Origin of the sequence: Streptomyces sp. LaBMicrA B280 (genome assembly GCF_049222185.1) — a bacterium.
In the GTDB taxonomy this organism is placed as follows: Bacteria; Actinomycetota; Actinomycetes; order Streptomycetales; family Streptomycetaceae; genus Streptomyces; species Streptomyces murinus.
In genome coordinates this window covers 99,519-113,785 of sequence record NZ_JBMJCT010000011.1, presented here as the reverse complement: position 1 = coordinate 113,785, position 14,267 = coordinate 99,519, and the positions used below count along the sequence as shown (strand labels likewise).

Annotated in this window: 8 protein-coding genes and 1 pseudogene; 7 read left to right on the top strand and 2 right to left on the bottom strand. The window is 72.1% G+C overall.

Features of this window, described 5'->3' with window-relative positions; all coding sequences use genetic code 11:
* Window positions 1-63: 63 nt before the first annotated feature.
* Window positions 64-1,389 (top strand): sensor histidine kinase, encoded by a 1,326-nt coding sequence (locus ACLF5H_RS10700; RefSeq protein ID WP_421675823.1) that lies wholly within the window; start codon window positions 64-66, stop codon window positions 1,387-1,389.
* 27 nt (window positions 1,390-1,416) lie between these two features.
* Here the strand turns inward: ACLF5H_RS10700 and ACLF5H_RS10695 are convergent, their stop codons facing one another.
* Window positions 1,417-1,911 carry an SUKH-3 domain-containing protein gene (locus tag ACLF5H_RS10695; protein WP_421675822.1) on the bottom strand — a complete coding sequence of 165 codons (495 nt, stop codon included), beginning with the start codon at window positions 1,909-1,911 and terminating at the stop codon, window positions 1,417-1,419.
* Between the two features lie 80 nt (window positions 1,912-1,991).
* Complete coding sequence (locus tag ACLF5H_RS10690) at window positions 1,992-2,504, bottom strand: YwqJ-related putative deaminase (protein WP_421675821.1); 513 nt, start codon at window positions 2,502-2,504, stop codon at window positions 1,992-1,994.
* Between the two features lie 285 nt (window positions 2,505-2,789).
* Between ACLF5H_RS10690 and ACLF5H_RS10685 the strand changes: the two genes are divergently transcribed.
* The 6 genes and pseudogenes from ACLF5H_RS10685 (at window position 2,790) to mfd (ending at window position 14,204) form a co-directional block, all read left to right on the top strand.
* Complete coding sequence (locus ACLF5H_RS10685) at window positions 2,790-3,812, top strand: SMI1/KNR4 family protein (RefSeq protein ID WP_421675820.1); 1,023 nt, start codon at window positions 2,790-2,792, stop codon at window positions 3,810-3,812.
* A 790-nt stretch (window positions 3,813-4,602) separates the two neighbouring features.
* A pseudogene (locus ACLF5H_RS10680) lies at window positions 4,603-5,591 on the top strand (SUKH-4 family immunity protein); the annotation flags it as partial.
* 117 nt (window positions 5,592-5,708) lie between these two features.
* Complete coding sequence (locus ACLF5H_RS10675) at window positions 5,709-6,596, top strand: cellulose-binding protein (protein WP_421675819.1); 888 nt, start codon at window positions 5,709-5,711, stop codon at window positions 6,594-6,596.
* A gap of 435 nt (window positions 6,597-7,031) precedes the next feature.
* Entirely contained in the window at window positions 7,032-7,820 is a 789-nt protein-coding gene (locus ACLF5H_RS10670) for an ABC transporter ATP-binding protein (RefSeq protein ID WP_421675818.1), read from the top strand.
* Window positions 7,817-10,399: an ABC transporter permease gene (locus ACLF5H_RS10665; protein ID WP_421675817.1), complete on the top strand. Its 2,583-nt coding sequence runs from the start codon at window positions 7,817-7,819 to the stop codon at window positions 10,397-10,399. Before ACLF5H_RS10670 ends, ACLF5H_RS10665 begins: the two co-directional genes overlap by 4 nt.
* A 259-nt stretch (window positions 10,400-10,658) precedes the next feature.
* Complete coding sequence (gene mfd, locus ACLF5H_RS10660) at window positions 10,659-14,204, top strand: transcription-repair coupling factor (RefSeq protein WP_421675816.1); 3,546 nt, start codon at window positions 10,659-10,661, stop codon at window positions 14,202-14,204.
* The last annotated feature ends 63 nt before the right edge of the window (window positions 14,205-14,267 follow it).

The following is a 14,267-nucleotide window of genomic DNA, read 5'->3' as shown; positions in this document are numbered from 1 at the left end:
TGGTGTGTGGAGGTAGGTGAAAGTCACCGGAAAAGCCGCACGCGTCGCCCGTAGGCTGGACGCATGACCATGACGGGGGAAGAGCACGCCAGGGGGCTGACCGGCCCTTGGTGGTGGCCACGGCGGCGCAGCGCGGTGTTCGACGGCGCGCTGGCGCTGGCGTCCGCGCTGGAGTGCGGCGCGGAGGGGATCGGTTTCGCCCGGGACGCGGGGATCCCCCTCTGGGCGGGCGTCCTGTTCGGGGCGCTGGCCGGTGTCGTGCTGCTGGTGCGGCGCAAGTGGCCGGTCGCCGTGGTGCTGGTGGCGATCGCGGTGACCCCGGCGCAGATGGGTTTCCTGCTGGGCATCGTCGGCCTGTACACGCTGGCCGCGGCCGAGGTGCCGCGCCGGGTGATCGGGGCGCTGGCGGGGATGTCGCTGGTGGGCACGGCGGTGGTGACGTTCGTACGGGTCCGGCAGGACATGGCGCGGGGCGATCTGACGCTCGGTGACTGGTTCGTGCCGTTCGCCGCGGTGGCGACGGCGCTGGGGCTGACGGCTCCGCCGGTGCTGCTGGGGCTGTACGTGGGGGCGCGGCGGCGGTTGATGGAGAGTCTGCGGGAGCGGGCGGACAGTCTGGAGCGGGAGCTTCAGCTGCTCGCGGAGCGTGCTGAGGAGCGGGCGGAGTGGGCGCGTAACGAGGAGCGGACGCGGATCGCGCGGGAGATGCACGACGTGGTGGCGCACCGGGTGAGTCTGATGGTGGTGCATGCGGCGGCGTTGCAGGCGGTGGCCCGTAAGGATCCGGAGAAGGCGGTGCGCAATGCCGCGCTGGTGGGGGACATGGGTCGGCAGGCGTTGACGGAGTTGCGGGAGATGCTCGGGGTGCTGCGGGCGGGGGAGGCGGACGCGGGGGCGGGTCGGCGTCCGGTGGGGGTGCCGTTGGCGGCGGTGGGTGAGGCGGCCGCGGCGGCCGCTGCCGCTGCTTCGCGGGTGGTCGAGGAGGCCGGTGAGGGGCCGTGTCTGTCGGAGCTGGAGGAGTTGGTGGGGCAGTCGGCGGCGGCGGGGATGGTGGTGGAGCTGTCGGTGCAGGGGGAGGTGCGGCCGTACGCGGCGGAGGTGGAGCAGACGGCGTACCGGGTGGTGCAGGAGGCGCTGACGAACGTGCACAAGCATGCGGCGGGGGCGAAGACGCATGTGCGGTTGGCGCACCGGGTGTCGGAGATCGCGATGCAGGTGGAGAACGAGCCGCCGTCGGAGCCGGGCTCGGCGTCGGCGGCGGGTCTGCCGTCGGGCGGCAATGGGCTGCTGGGGATGCGGGAGCGGGTTCTGGGGCTGGGCGGGGTGTTCGTGTCGGGTCCGACGGACGCGGGGGGTTTCCGGGTGTCGGCGGTGATTCCGGCGGCTTAGGGCGGGGGTTTCCGGGGGTTCCGGTGCTCAGCCCGCGGTGAGCCGTGCGGGTTCTGTTCCGGTGATGAGGGCGGCCAGGGCGTGGTCGATGTCGGGGCCGAGGTACCAGTCGCCGGTGTGGTCGAGGCCGTAGACGCGGCCCTCGGTGTCGATGGCGAGGGCGGCGGCGGTGTCGGTCTCGGTGCCGAGGGGGCAGAGTTCGGTGCCGAGGGCGCGGCCGAGGTCGCCGAGGGTGCGGGCGAGGTGGCGGCCGTGCAGGGGGTCGAGGTGGAGGGTGGCGGGGGCGATCTGGCGTCCGCTGCCGCCGGGGGCGATGTGCAGGCCGCCGAATTCGGCCCAGGCTTCGACGGCGGCGGGGAAGACGGTGTGCCGGTGTCCGGCGGGTGAGGTGTGTTCGCGCAGGGTGTCGGCCCAGATCTCGGCCTGCTTTATGTCCCAGCGTCCGGGTTGCCAGCCGGCGGCGCGCAGGGCGGCGTCGACGGGGACGGGGAAGCGCGTGGTGGAGGTGCGGTCGGCGTGCATCTGCCCTTCGTTCGTCGTGCTTGTCCGTCGTGCCGACGGGGTGGTGCGGGGTGTCCGCGGGGTCTGCGGTGTCCGCGGGGTCAGTCGGTGGTGGTGGGGTCGACGACGCGGACGCCGAAGTGGGAGGTGAGGGCGCTGCATGCGCGGCAGGGGGTGGCGAAGCTGCCGTGCAGGGGGTCGCCGTCCTCGCGTATGCGGCGGGCGGTGAGTTTGGCGTGCTTGAGGGCTTTGCGGGCCTCGCCGTTGGTCATGGGTCTGCGGGAGGCGCGTTTGCTGCGGGTGGCGTCGGCGGCGGCGAGGTGCCGGGAGATGAGGATGGTTTCGGCGCAGCGGCCGGTGAAGCGGTCGCGTTGGGCGCTGGGGAGGGTGTCCAGGAAGTCCTGGACGAGGGGGTGCAGGGTGGGGGGTTCCTCGCCGCGGGCGGCGGTGCCGGTGAGGGTGGTGCCGTGGACAGAGAGGGCGGCGGCGACGGTGGGCAGGATGCCGTCGCGGCGTTGCCGCAGGGTGGGTGCGGCGGGTGCCTCGGTGCCGCTCCAGTCGATGCGCGGGTCGCCGGCGCGCACGTCGGTACCTCCGGTCTGCAAGGTATTCATGTTGGCTTTCCCTCCCCGGGCTGTCCCCCGAAGGACACAGGGTGCCAAATGCCGTGGGTCGTGCGGAAGCTGGGGCGGTGCGACACGCCCGTGATGGGTGGGGTCGGTCACGGTGGGGTGACGGCTGGTCACGGAGGTGGGGTGGGGGTGGTGGGTGGCGGTTGTGGTGTGTGTCGCGGGGACGCGGTGGGCCGGTGACCGGGGTTCGGGTACGGCTTAGGCTGTCGGCATCCGCGATGGACACCGCCGTTCAGGCCTAAGAGAACGCCTCAGGGGGCAACCGCCATGACGACAGGTCGGCTCGGGCTGGGGACACCTCCCGGCCGCCAGGGGGGATCGGCCGTGCCGCCGAACGCGGCGTACTCGGGGCAGGTCGTGCATTTCCCGGATCCGGTGCGGGCGGCGCGTCACCCTGGTGGGGTGCGGGTGGACGAGCGGGGTTTCCCGGATTTCTCGCCGTATGCGCGGGTGGCGGTGGAGATCGCGGAGCCGCCGGAGGGTTTCGGCGTCGACGAGTTGCGGCTGACGGACTATGTGTCGGCGAATGCGGCGCTGGCGGCGGCGGGGCACGAGTGGTGGGACACGGTGCCGGATGTGGCGACGCCGCATGGCTGGACGTGGCATCACGTGGCGGGTACGCGGCGTCTGGAGCTGGTCCCGGTCGATGTGAAGGCGTTGCTGCGGCATCACGGTGGGGTGGCGACGGCTCCGGTGGATCACGGCAAGCGGGGTACGCGGCCGTTGCAGGAGACGCGGCCCGCGCATTTCGGTCTGCCGAAGTCGGGTGTGGCGGTGACCGAGGCGCAGGTGCAGGGGGTCGAGGAGGATCTGGGGTACCGGTTGCCGGGTGCCTATCGTGACTTCCTGAAGGCGGCGGGCGGTTGTGCTCCGGTGGGTACGGCGCTGGTCGCCGAGCTGGGGCTGCTGCTGGACCAGCCGTTCTTCACGGTGCGGGACGAGGCCGCGGTCAATGACCTGGTCTATGTGAACAAGTGTCTGCGCGACCACCTGACGAAGGACTATCTCGGGGTGTCGTTCGTGCAGGGTGGGTTGCTCGCGGTGAAGGTGAAGGGCGAGCGGCTCGGTTCGGTGTGGTTCTGCGCGTACGACGATGTGCGGGACGTGGATCCGTCGTGGCCGCCGGCGGAGCGGGTGGAGCGTCTGCTGCTGCCGTGCGGTGATGATTTCGACGCGTTCCTGTCCCATCTGGCGGGCAATCCGCCGGAGTTGGAGACGGTGGCGAATCTGATGGTGGACGGCGGTTTCGCGCGTGTCGTCCCGGTGTCTTCCGGCCCGGTGGGGGAGTGAGCTGGCGATGGTGACGTACGCGCAGGCGCAGGAGCGCGCCGAGGAGTGGATCAACGGCGATGTGCCCGCGTATCAGCATCGCGAGGTGCGGGTGCGGGAGTTCGAGCTGGGGTTCGTGGTGTGGGGCGAGGACCGGGCGGAGGGGCCGCGGTCGGGTGCGGGTGCGCAGCGGCTGGTGATCGCCCGGGACAGTGGTGAGGCCACGTTGTGGCCCGCGTTGCCGGTGGGTGAGGTGATCCGCCGGTACGAGGAGGAGTACGGCCGTCCGGACGGGCCTCAGGACGCGGCGCCGGTGCCGGCGGCGGCGCGGTTGGATCTGAATCAGACGTCGTTCCTGCTGACTCCTCCGGAGTGGTTGCAGGAGGCGGCGGACAAGATGGGGATAGGGGAGCGGCGGCAGCCGGCCGCGGATTCCGGTGCCTCGCAGGGGTCCGGGGTCGTGGGTCCGGGTGCTTCGCAGGGGGCCGGGGTCCCGGCCGGGGGCGATCCGGCGCGGACGCAGGCCGGGCCTGCGTCGGCTCCCGCCGTCCCTGCGGTTCCCGCGCCTTCTCCCGCTCCCGCCGAGGTGCCTGTCGGGGCGACGCCGTGGGCCGGTACGGACACGAACGGGGGTGTCGGTGAGGACGACGACCGTTCGGTGCCGTTGCCCGCGACGGTGTTCGCGCCGCCGCTCGGTGGTTCCGACGACGACGCGCCGCGGCCGCCGGTCTCGGTGCCGGATGCGAAGACGGCGCTGATGTCGGGCGGCAGCCAGTTGCCGCGTACGGCGGTCGCTCCGGCGCTGGATCTGCCGAACGCGCCGGGCGTGCCGGGTGGTTCGTCGGTTCCGGGTGGTGCGCCGGGCGTGCCGCTGGGGAGTACGCCGCCTCCGCCGCCGGTTCCGGGCGCTTCGGCCTACGGCTATCCGCAGGCCCCGGCAGGCCCTGGGACCCCTCCGGCCCCGGTAGGTCCTCCGGCCCCGGGCCCTGGGGCTCCTCCGCCGGGCAGCACGCCGCCGCCGGCCGTTCCGCCGCAGGGTTATCCGCAGGCGCCGGGCGGTCCGAACGCGCCGCAGGCTCCGGGTGGTCCGGGGGTTCCGGCCGCCGGTCCCGGTGCGGCCGAGCGTCCGTTCGCGCCGAACGCCGGGGACATCGCGGACGCCGCGACGAGCAAGGCCGCGCCGCCGCCGAAGAAGGCGCGCGGAGATCGGAAGAGCAGGCCGCGCCGCCGGTGCCGCCGGAGGCCGCCGGGCAGGAGCTGGCGGCGGCGTTCGGGCCGGGGGTCGTCCGGTTCGAGCAGCAGGCGGTGTCCCGGCAGGGGGTGCCGCCGGTCGTGGCGCACACCCTGGTGGTGGCCGGACTGCCGGTGGACATGGGCCCGTTCTTCTGGGCGCAGGCGCAGCCGGGCCGTCCGGTGCCGACGCTGGCGGAGCTGGCGGCCGAGCGCGGGGTGGCGCCCGCGGCGGACGCGGGGTCGTACCTGGTGATGGGTACGGACTTCGGCAAGGCGCTGTGTGTGCAGTACGGGACGGCGCACATCGTGGCCGTGCCGGTGGAGGCCGGTCCGGGTGGTGCGCCGGTGCCGCCGCAGTTCGTGAACACCGGGCTGCCGGAGTTCGTGCGCTGCCTGGCGCTGCTGGGCCGGATGTGGCGGCTGCGGTACGGGCTGAACCAGGAGCAGGCGGGCCGTTGGACCGTCGATTTCCAGGCGCAGCTGGCCGCGTTGGACCCGGCGGCGCTGGGTTCGCCGGAGAGCTGGTGGTCGGTGCTGCTGGAGCAGATGTGGGACGGGCTGCTGTAGCCAGGACCGCGGGAACACCCCGGGGACGGTGAATCGCGGCACTCCGCCCGTGACATATCCGTCACGATGTGCGCGAACTCTTGCTGTCGTGCATGTCCGTCGGAGAGGGGTTCCCGAGTGAGCTGCGCATGGATGCCGCCGGACGGCTTCGCGACCGGCCGGGGGCGCGGGTACCGCCCCGAGCAGGTCGAGGCGTACCTGGAGGCGCTGTCCGGGGACCGGGACGCCGCGTGGGAGCGTGCCGCGCGGCTGACCGTGCTGGCCAAGGACATGGCGGCGGAGGCGGCGCGGCTGCGCGAGGTGGTTTCCCGGCTCCGGCCGCAGGAGTACGACACGCTCGACGACGGCGCCCGCCGGCTGTTCCAGCTCGCGCTGGAGGAGGCGCGGCAACTGCGGGAGCGTGCGCGGTGCGAGGCGCGTGAGCGGGTCGCGCGGGCGGTGGCGGACGCGGAGGGCGTGCGCCTGGCCGCGCAGGAGGACGCGGACGCGCTGCGCGCGGAGGCCGACGAACGTGCCCGCCAACTGCTGCTCGCCGCCCGTGCGGAGGCCGACGATCTCCGGGTCGGCGCGCGGCGCGCGGTGAAGGAGGACCGCAAGGAGTCCCTGGAGGCGCTGCGCGAGGTACGGCGGCGCACGGCCGACCTGCTCGCCGAGCGGTCCCGGCAGCAGGCCGAGCACTGGGCCGGTGCCGAGCGCGCGGAGACCGGGGAGGCGGCGGCCCAAGGCGCGCGCGAGGCCGGGCTGGTGGCCCGCGCGGAGGAGGAAGTGGCCGCCGCGGAACGGGCCGTGGAGGCGGCGGAGGAGTACGGGCGCCGGTGCGAGGAGGAGGCGCACGCCCGCGCGGCCACGATCGTCGCCGAGGCCCACGCCCGCGCCGACCGCATCGCCCAGGAGACGGAGCGGATCCTGCGCGGACACAGCGCGACCTGGGACGACGTGCAGGCCCACATGGACCATGTGCGCAGCAAGCTGACGGCGCTGACCGGTCAGGCGGTCGTGGAGTAGCGACCGGGCGGCAAAGACATCCTCGCTCCGGGGCGGAGACGGTCCCGCCCCGGGGTGGAGACCGCCCTGCCCCGGGGTGGAGAGGAACCCTGAGAGCGGGTCCACCCGTGGGTGGGGGACCCCTAGGGGTATCTCCGTAGAAGGGGTCGGGGAGGGCTCGTCCCGGCGGAGGACGAGCTGGGGCGGGGGCGTTCCTTAAGCTGGCTTTACGCCGCTGGGGGGCGGCCGTCCCGACCGGAGGGGTGGGGTTTTCCCCCTGCTGAAGAGGGGGCTCCGCACCAGCGCGCCGCACCCTCGCCGGACGCGAGACTCATCGATGTGGCCGGGACCACGCTCGACGCGGACAGCACCGCGTAGGGACATGGCCGGAACCCGCGTGCACCGGAACACCGGGGCATCGCACACGCACCTGCCGACCGATATAGGAGACATACCGTGACAACGGCTGTGACCATTCCCAGGCACGGGGGCACTGGAGGGCTGACGGCCGTTGCCGCGCGGGCGCGGCAGGTCGTGAAGGCGTACGGATCCGGGGAGACCCGTGTCGTCGCCCTGGACCACGTCGACGTGGACATCACCAAGGGCCGGTTCACCGCGATCATGGGCCCCTCGGGGTCCGGCAAGTCCACGCTGATGCACTGCCTCGCGGGCCTGGACACCGTGACGAGCGGTCAGATCCATCTGGCCGAGACCGAGATCACCGGCCTGAAGGACAAGAAGCTCACCCAGCTGCGCCGGGACCGGATCGGCTTCATCTTCCAGGCGTTCAACCTGCTCCCGACGCTTAACGCCCTGGAGAACATCACGCTGCCGATGGACATAGCCGGCCGCAAGCCCGACCGGGCCTGGCTGGACCGGGTCGTGGAGACCGTCGGCCTCGCCGGGCGGCTCAAGCACCGGCCGACCCAGCTGTCCGGCGGTCAGCAGCAGCGCGTCGCCGTGGCCCGCGCGCTCGCCGCCCGGCCGGAGATCATCTTCGGTGACGAGCCGACCGGAAACCTGGACTCGCGGGCGGGCGCCGAGGTGCTGGGCTTTCTGCGCCGCTCGGTGGACGAACTCGGCCAGACCATCGTCATGGTGACCCACGACCCGGTCGCCGCCTCGTACGCGGACCGGGTGCTGTATCTGGCCGACGGCCGGATCGTGGACGAGATGTACCAGCCGACGGCCGATCAGGTCCTGGACCGCATGAAGGACTTCGACGCCCGGGGACGTACGTCATGACCGTGCTCAGAACCTCCCTGCGCAACTTCTTCGCGCACAAGGGCCGCATGGCGCTCTCGGCGGTTGCGGTCCTGCTGTCGGTCGCCTTCGTCTGCGGCACCCTGGTGTTCACGGACACCATGAACACCACCTTCGACAAGCTGTTCCAGGCGACCGCCTCGGACGTCACGGTCAGCGCCCAGGGCTCCTCCGACACCAGCCTGACCACCTCCCGCACCGGTAAACCGCCGGTGATGCCGGCCTCCGTCGTCTCCACCGTCCGCGGGACGCGGGGCGTGCGGTCGGCCGAGGGCACGGTGTTCTCCACCTCGGTGACCGTGATCGACGCCAAGAAGGACAAGCTGTCGCCGACCAGCGGCGCCCCGACCATCGTGGGCAGCTGGAACGGCAACGACGCCCGCACCATGGAGATCACCACCGGCACGGCCCCCAAGGGCCCGGACCAGGTGATGGTCGACAAGGACACCGCCGCCAAGCACCATCTGAAGCTGGGCGACGACATCGGCATGATCTCGGTCGTGGGCACGCACCACGCCCGCGTGTCCGGCATCGCCGCCTTCAAGGTGACCAACCCCGGGGCGGCCATCTTCTACCTGGACACCAGGACCGCCCAGCAGACCCTGATCGGGCGCACCGGTGTCTACACGGACGTCGATGTCACCGCCGCCAAGGGCGTGACGGACGACCAGCTGAAGAAGGACGTGACGGCCGCCCTCGGCCACGGCTACAAGGTGCGCACCGCCAAGGAGGTCGCCGACGCCAACCAGAAGAGCGTCGAGAGCTTCCTGAACGTCATGAAGTACGCGATGCTCGGCTTCGCCGGTATCGCCTTCCTGGTCGGCATCTTCCTGATCATCAACACCTTCTCCATGCTGGTCGCCCAGCGCACCCGCGAGATCGGCCTGATGCGGGCCATCGGCTCCTCCCGCAAGCAGGTCAACCGGTCCGTGCTGATCGAGGCGCTGCTGCTCGGTGTGATCGGCTCCGTGCTCGGCGTCGGCGCGGGCGTCGGCATCGCGGTCGGCCTGATGAAGCTCATGAGCGGCATGGGCATGGAGCTGTCCACGGACGACCTGACGATCGCCTGGACCACGCCCGCGCTCGGTCTGCTGCTGGGTGTCGTGGTCACCGTCCTCGCGGCCTATCTGCCCGCCCGCCGGGCCGGCAAGGTCTCCCCGATGGCCGCCCTGCGCGACTCCGGTGCCCCGATCGACGCCAGGGCCGGTGCCGTGCGTGCCGTGCTCGGTCTGGTGCTCACCGGCGCCGGCGGCTGGAGCCTGTACGCCGCGGGGACCGCCGACAAGGCCACGTCCGGCTCGGGCCTGCTGGGCATCGGCGTGCTGCTCACCCTGGTCGGCTTCGTGGTGATCGGCCCGCTGCTCGCGGGCGGTGTGGTCCGCGTCCTCGGCGCGATCATCCTGCGGGTCTTCGGCCCGGTCGGCCGGATGGCGGAGCGCAACGCGCTGCGCAACCCGCGCCGCACCGGTGCCACCGGCGCCGCCCTGATGATCGGCCTCGCCCTGGTGGCCTGCCTGTCGGTGGTCGGCTCCTCGATGGTGGCCTCGGCCACCGACCAGCTGGACAAGACCGTCGGCGCGGACTTCATCATCCAGGGCGACCAGGAGTTCACCTTCGTCAAGCCGCAGATGGTCCAGCAGATCAAGGCCACGCCCGGCCTCGAACGGGTCACCGAGTACAAGCTGCTCGACGCCACGCTGAGCACGCCCGACGGCAAGGTCTCCAAGAACGAGACGATCAACGCAGCCGACGCCACGTACGCGAAGGACCTGCGGACCAAGACGGTCGCCGGTGACCTCGCCGACGCCTACCGGCCGAACTCCATGTCCGTCTTCGAGGGCTTCGCCAAGGAGCACGGCATCAGGCTCGGTTCCGCCGTCACGGTCGGCTTCAAGGACGGCCGGGCCGCCAAGCTGACGGTCCGCGCCATCACCAGCGACGACGTCGTGATCGACAAGGGCGCGATGTACGCGTCCATCGCGACCGCCGCGAAGTATGTTCCGGCGAGCAGGATGCCGCTGGACCAGCTGGTCTTCGCCACCGCCAAGGACGGGCAGCAGGCCGCCGCCTACGCGTCGCTGAAGCGGACGCTGAGCGCCGACCCGGCACTGACCGTGCGCGACCAGACCGACTACAAGAAGGTGCTCAAGGACCAGATAGGCCAGCTCCTCAACATGATCTACGGCCTGCTGGCCCTGGCGATCATCGTCGCGGTCCTCGGCGTGGTGAACACCCTGGCCCTGTCGGTGGTGGAGCGGACCCGGGAGATCGGCCTGATGCGGGCCATCGGTCTCTCCCGCCGCCAGCTGCGGCGCATGATCCGCCTGGAGTCCGTGGTGATCGCCGTCTTCGGCGCGCTGCTGGGCCTCGGCCTGGGCATGGGCTGGGGCGCGACCGCCCAGCGGCTCCTCGCCCTCCAGGGGCTGAACGTCCTGGACATCCCCTGGCCGACGATCATCGGCGTCTTCATCGGCTCCGCCTTCGTGGGCCTCTTCGCCGCCCTCGTCCCGGCCTTCCGCGCGGGCCGTATGAACATCCTGAACGCCATCGCCACGGACTAGCCGCTGGCTCGGCCGACGACCACCGCATACGGGGGTTGCGGGGGGAGCACCCGGTACCGAGGAGTCTTGGGGGACTTCTCGGTACCGGGTTTTGCCGTTCGCTGTTTTTCGTTTTTTCGGGAACGCGGTGCGGTGACGGCAGCGCGGGGTCACTTGTCCACAGGCTCCGACGGCCGAGCCGACGGCGTCGTACGCTGGACACCCCCGGTCGCGCCCCGCGCCGGGCTGCTTGCGTTGCCCACCCTGGACGGAAAGCCCCATGAGCCTGCACGGTCTGCTCGACGCCATCGTCAAGGACCCCGCCCTCGCGGAAGCGATCACGGCGGCCGCGGACGGCAACCGTATGCACGTCGACCTCGTCGGCCCCCCGGCCGCCCGCCCCCTCGCCCTCGCCGGTCTCGCCCGCGAATCCGGCCGTACGGTCCTCGCGGTCACCGCGACCGGCCGCGAGGCGGAGGACCTGGCCGCGGCGCTGCGCTCGCTGCTGCCCGCCGAGGGCGTCGTGGAGTACCCCTCCTGGGAGACGCTGCCGCACGAACGCCTCAGCCCCCGCAGCGACACCGTCGGCCGGCGCCTCGCCGTGCTGCGCCGCCTCGCCCACCCCCGCGCCGACGACCCCGAGACCGGCCCGGTCTCCGTCGTCGTCGCCCCCGTGCGATCCGTGCTCCAGCCGCAGGTCAAGGGCCTCGGCGACCTGGAGCCGGTGGCCCTGCGCACCGGTCAGAACGCCGATCTGAACGAGATCGTCCACGCCCTCGCGGCGGCGGCGTACGCGCGCGTGGAGCTGGTGGAGAAGCGCGGCGAGTTCGCGGTGCGCGGCGGCATCCTGGATGTGTTCCCGCCCACCGAGGAACACCCCCTGCGCATCGAGTTCTGGGGCGACGACGTCGAGGAGATCCGCTACTTCAAGGTCGCCGACCAGCGCTCCCTGGAGGTCGCCGAGCACGGACTGTGGGCGCCGCCCTGCCGCGAGCTGCTGCTCACCGACCAGGTGCGCGAGCGCGCGCGGCTGCTCGCCGAGGAGCACCCGGAGCTGGGCGAACTCCTGAACAAGATCGCCGAGGGCATCGCGGTCGAGGGCATGGAGTCCCTCGCCCCGGTCCTGGTCGACGACATGGAGCTGCTCCTGGACGTGCTGCCCCAGGGGTCGATGGCCGTGGTCTGCGACCCGGAGCGGGTCCGTACCCGCGCCGCCGACCTGGTGGCCACCAGCCAGGAGTTCCTCCAGGCGTCCTGGGCGGCCACCGCGGGCGGCGGCGAGGCCCCGATCGATGTCGGCGCGGCCTCCCTGTGGTCCATCGCCGATGTCCGTGACCGGGCGCGCGAGCTGGACATGATGTGGTGGTCCGTCTCGCCCTTCGCCGCCGACGAGGAGCTGGACGCCGGCACCCTGAAGCTGGGCATGCACGCGCCCGACACCTACCGCGGCGACACCGCCAGGGCGCTCGCCGACACCAAGGGCTGGCTCGCCGACGGCTGGCGCACGGTGTTCGTCACCGAGGGCCACGGCCCGGCCTCCCGCACCGTCGAGGTGCTCGGCGGCGAGGGCATCGCCGCCCGCCTGGACACCGACCTCGGCGAGCTGAGCCCCTCCGTCGTGCATGTCTCCTGCGGCTCGATCGAGTACGGCCTGGTGGACCCCGGGCTCAAGCTCGCCGTGCTCACCGAGACCGATCTGTCCGGGCAGCGCACCGCGAGCCGCGAGGGCGCCCGGATGCCGGCCCGCCGCCGCAAGACCATCGACCCGCTCACCCTGGAGCCGGGCGACTACATCGTCCACGAACAGCACGGCGTGGGCCGGTACATCGAGATGGTGCAGCGCACCGTGCAGGGCGCCACCCGCGAGTACCTGGTCGTGGAGTACGCGCCCGCCAAGCGCGGCCAGCCCGGCGACCGCCTCTACATCCCCACCGACCAGCTGGAGCAGATCACCAAGTACGTCGGCGGCGAGGCACCCACCCTGCACCGCCTGGGCGGCGCCGACTGGACGAAGACCAAGGCGCGCGCCAAGAAGGCCGTCAAGGAGATCGCGGCCGACCTGATCAGGCTCTACAGCGCCCGGATGGCCGCCCCCGGCCATGCCTTCGGCGCCGACACGCCCTGGCAGCGCGAGCTGGAGGACGCCTTCCCCTACGCCGAGACCCCGGACCAGCTCACCACCATCGCCGAGGTCAAGGACGACATGGAGAAGACGGTCCCGATGGACCGCCTGGTCTGCGGCGACGTCGGCTACGGAAAGACCGAGATCGCGGTGCGGGCCGCCTTCAAGGCCGTACAGGACGGCAAGCAGGTCGCGGTCCTGGTGCCGACGACGCTGCTGGTGCAGCAGCACTTCGGGACGTTCTCCGAGCGGTACGGACAGTTCCCGGTGAGCGTGAAGGCGCTGTCCCGGTTCCAGACCGACACCGAGGCCAAGGCCGTCCTGGAGGGGCTGCGCGAGGGCGCGGTGGACGTCGTCATCGGCACCCACCGGCTGTTCTCCTCCGAGACCAAGTTCAAGGACCTGGGCCTGGTCATCGTGGACGAGGAGCAGCGCTTCGGCGTCGAGCACAAGGAGCAGCTGAAGAAGCTGCGCGCCAATGTGGACGTGCTCACCATGTCCGCCACCCCCATCCCGCGCACCCTGGAGATGGCGGTCACCGGCATCCGCGAGATGTCGACCATCACCACCCCGCCCGAGGAGCGCCACCCGGTGCTCACCTTCGTGGGGCCGTACGAGGAGAAGCAGATCGGCGCCGCCATCCGGCGTGAACTGCTGCGCGAGGGCCAGGTCTTCTACATCCACAACCGGGTCGAGTCCATCGACCGCGCGGCGGCCCGGCTGCGCGACATCGTGCCCGAGGCCCGTATCGCCACCGCGCACGGACAGATGTCGGAGGCGGCCCTGGAGCAGGTCGTGGTCGACTTCTGGGAGAAGAAGTTCGATGTGCTGGTCTCCACCACCATCGTGGAGTCCGGCATCGACATCTCCAACGCCAACACCCTGATCGTGGAGCGCGGCGACACCTTCGGCCTCTCCCAGCTGCACCAGCTGCGCGGCCGGGTCGGGCGTGGCCGCGAGCGCGGGTACGCGTACTTCCTGTACCCGCCGGAGAAGCCGCTCACCGAGACCGCCCATGAGCGGCTCGCGACCATCGCCCAGCACACCGAGATGGGCGCGGGCATGTACGTGGCCATGAAGGACCTGGAGATCCGCGGCGCCGGCAATCTGCTCGGCGGCGAGCAGTCCGGGCACATCGCGGGCGTCGGCTTCGACCTGTACATGCGCATGGTGGGGGAGGCGGTCGCGGACTACCGGCGGCAGCTGGAGAGCGGGGAGCCTTCGGCGGGAGGTGCGGAGGAGGCTCCGCTGGAGGTCAAGATCGAGCTGCCCGTCGACGCGCACGTCCCGCACGACTACGCGCCCGGCGAGCGGCTGCGCCTCCAGGCCTACCGCGCCATCGCCTCCGCCAACTCGGAGGAGGACATCAAGGCCGTCCGCGAGGAACTCACCGACCGCTACGGCAAGCTGCCCGAGCCGGTGGAGAACCTGCTGCTGGTGGCCGGGCTGCGGATGCTCGCGCGGGCCTGCGGGGTCGGCGAGATCGTCCTTCAGGGCACCAACATCCGCTTCGCGCCCGTCGAGCTGCGCGAGTCGCAGGAGCTGCGCCTCAAGCGGCTGTACCCCGGTACGGTCATCAAGCCGGCCGTGCACCAGGTGCTGGTGCCCCGCCCGAAGACCGCGAAGGTGGGCGGCAAGCCGCTGGTCGGGCGCGAACTGCTCGCGTGGGTCGGGGAGTTCCTCGCCTCGGTGCTGGGGTCCTGATCCTGATCGACCCCGGTCCGACCCCGGTCCGACCCCGATCCCACCCCGGGAGTGAGCCGGCGC

Bases quoted from the DNA above. Each gene is read 5' to 3' on its own strand.
- ACLF5H_RS10700 (WP_421675823.1), top strand. From the start codon at position 64: ATGACCATGACGGGGGAAGAGCACGCCAGGGGGCTGACCGGCCCTTGG.
- ACLF5H_RS10690 (WP_421675821.1), bottom strand. From the start codon at position 2,504: ATGAATACCTTGCAGACCGGAGGTACCGACGTGCGCGCCGGCGACCCG.
- ACLF5H_RS10685 (WP_421675820.1), top strand. From the start codon at position 2,790: ATGACGACAGGTCGGCTCGGGCTGGGGACACCTCCCGGCCGCCAGGGG.
- mfd (WP_421675816.1), top strand. From the start codon at position 10,659: ATGAGCCTGCACGGTCTGCTCGACGCCATCGTCAAGGACCCCGCCCTC.
- ACLF5H_RS10665 (WP_421675817.1), top strand. From the start codon at position 7,817: ATGACCGTGCTCAGAACCTCCCTGCGCAACTTCTTCGCGCACAAGGGC.
- ACLF5H_RS10695 (WP_421675822.1), bottom strand. From the start codon at position 1,911: ATGCACGCCGACCGCACCTCCACCACGCGCTTCCCCGTCCCCGTCGAC.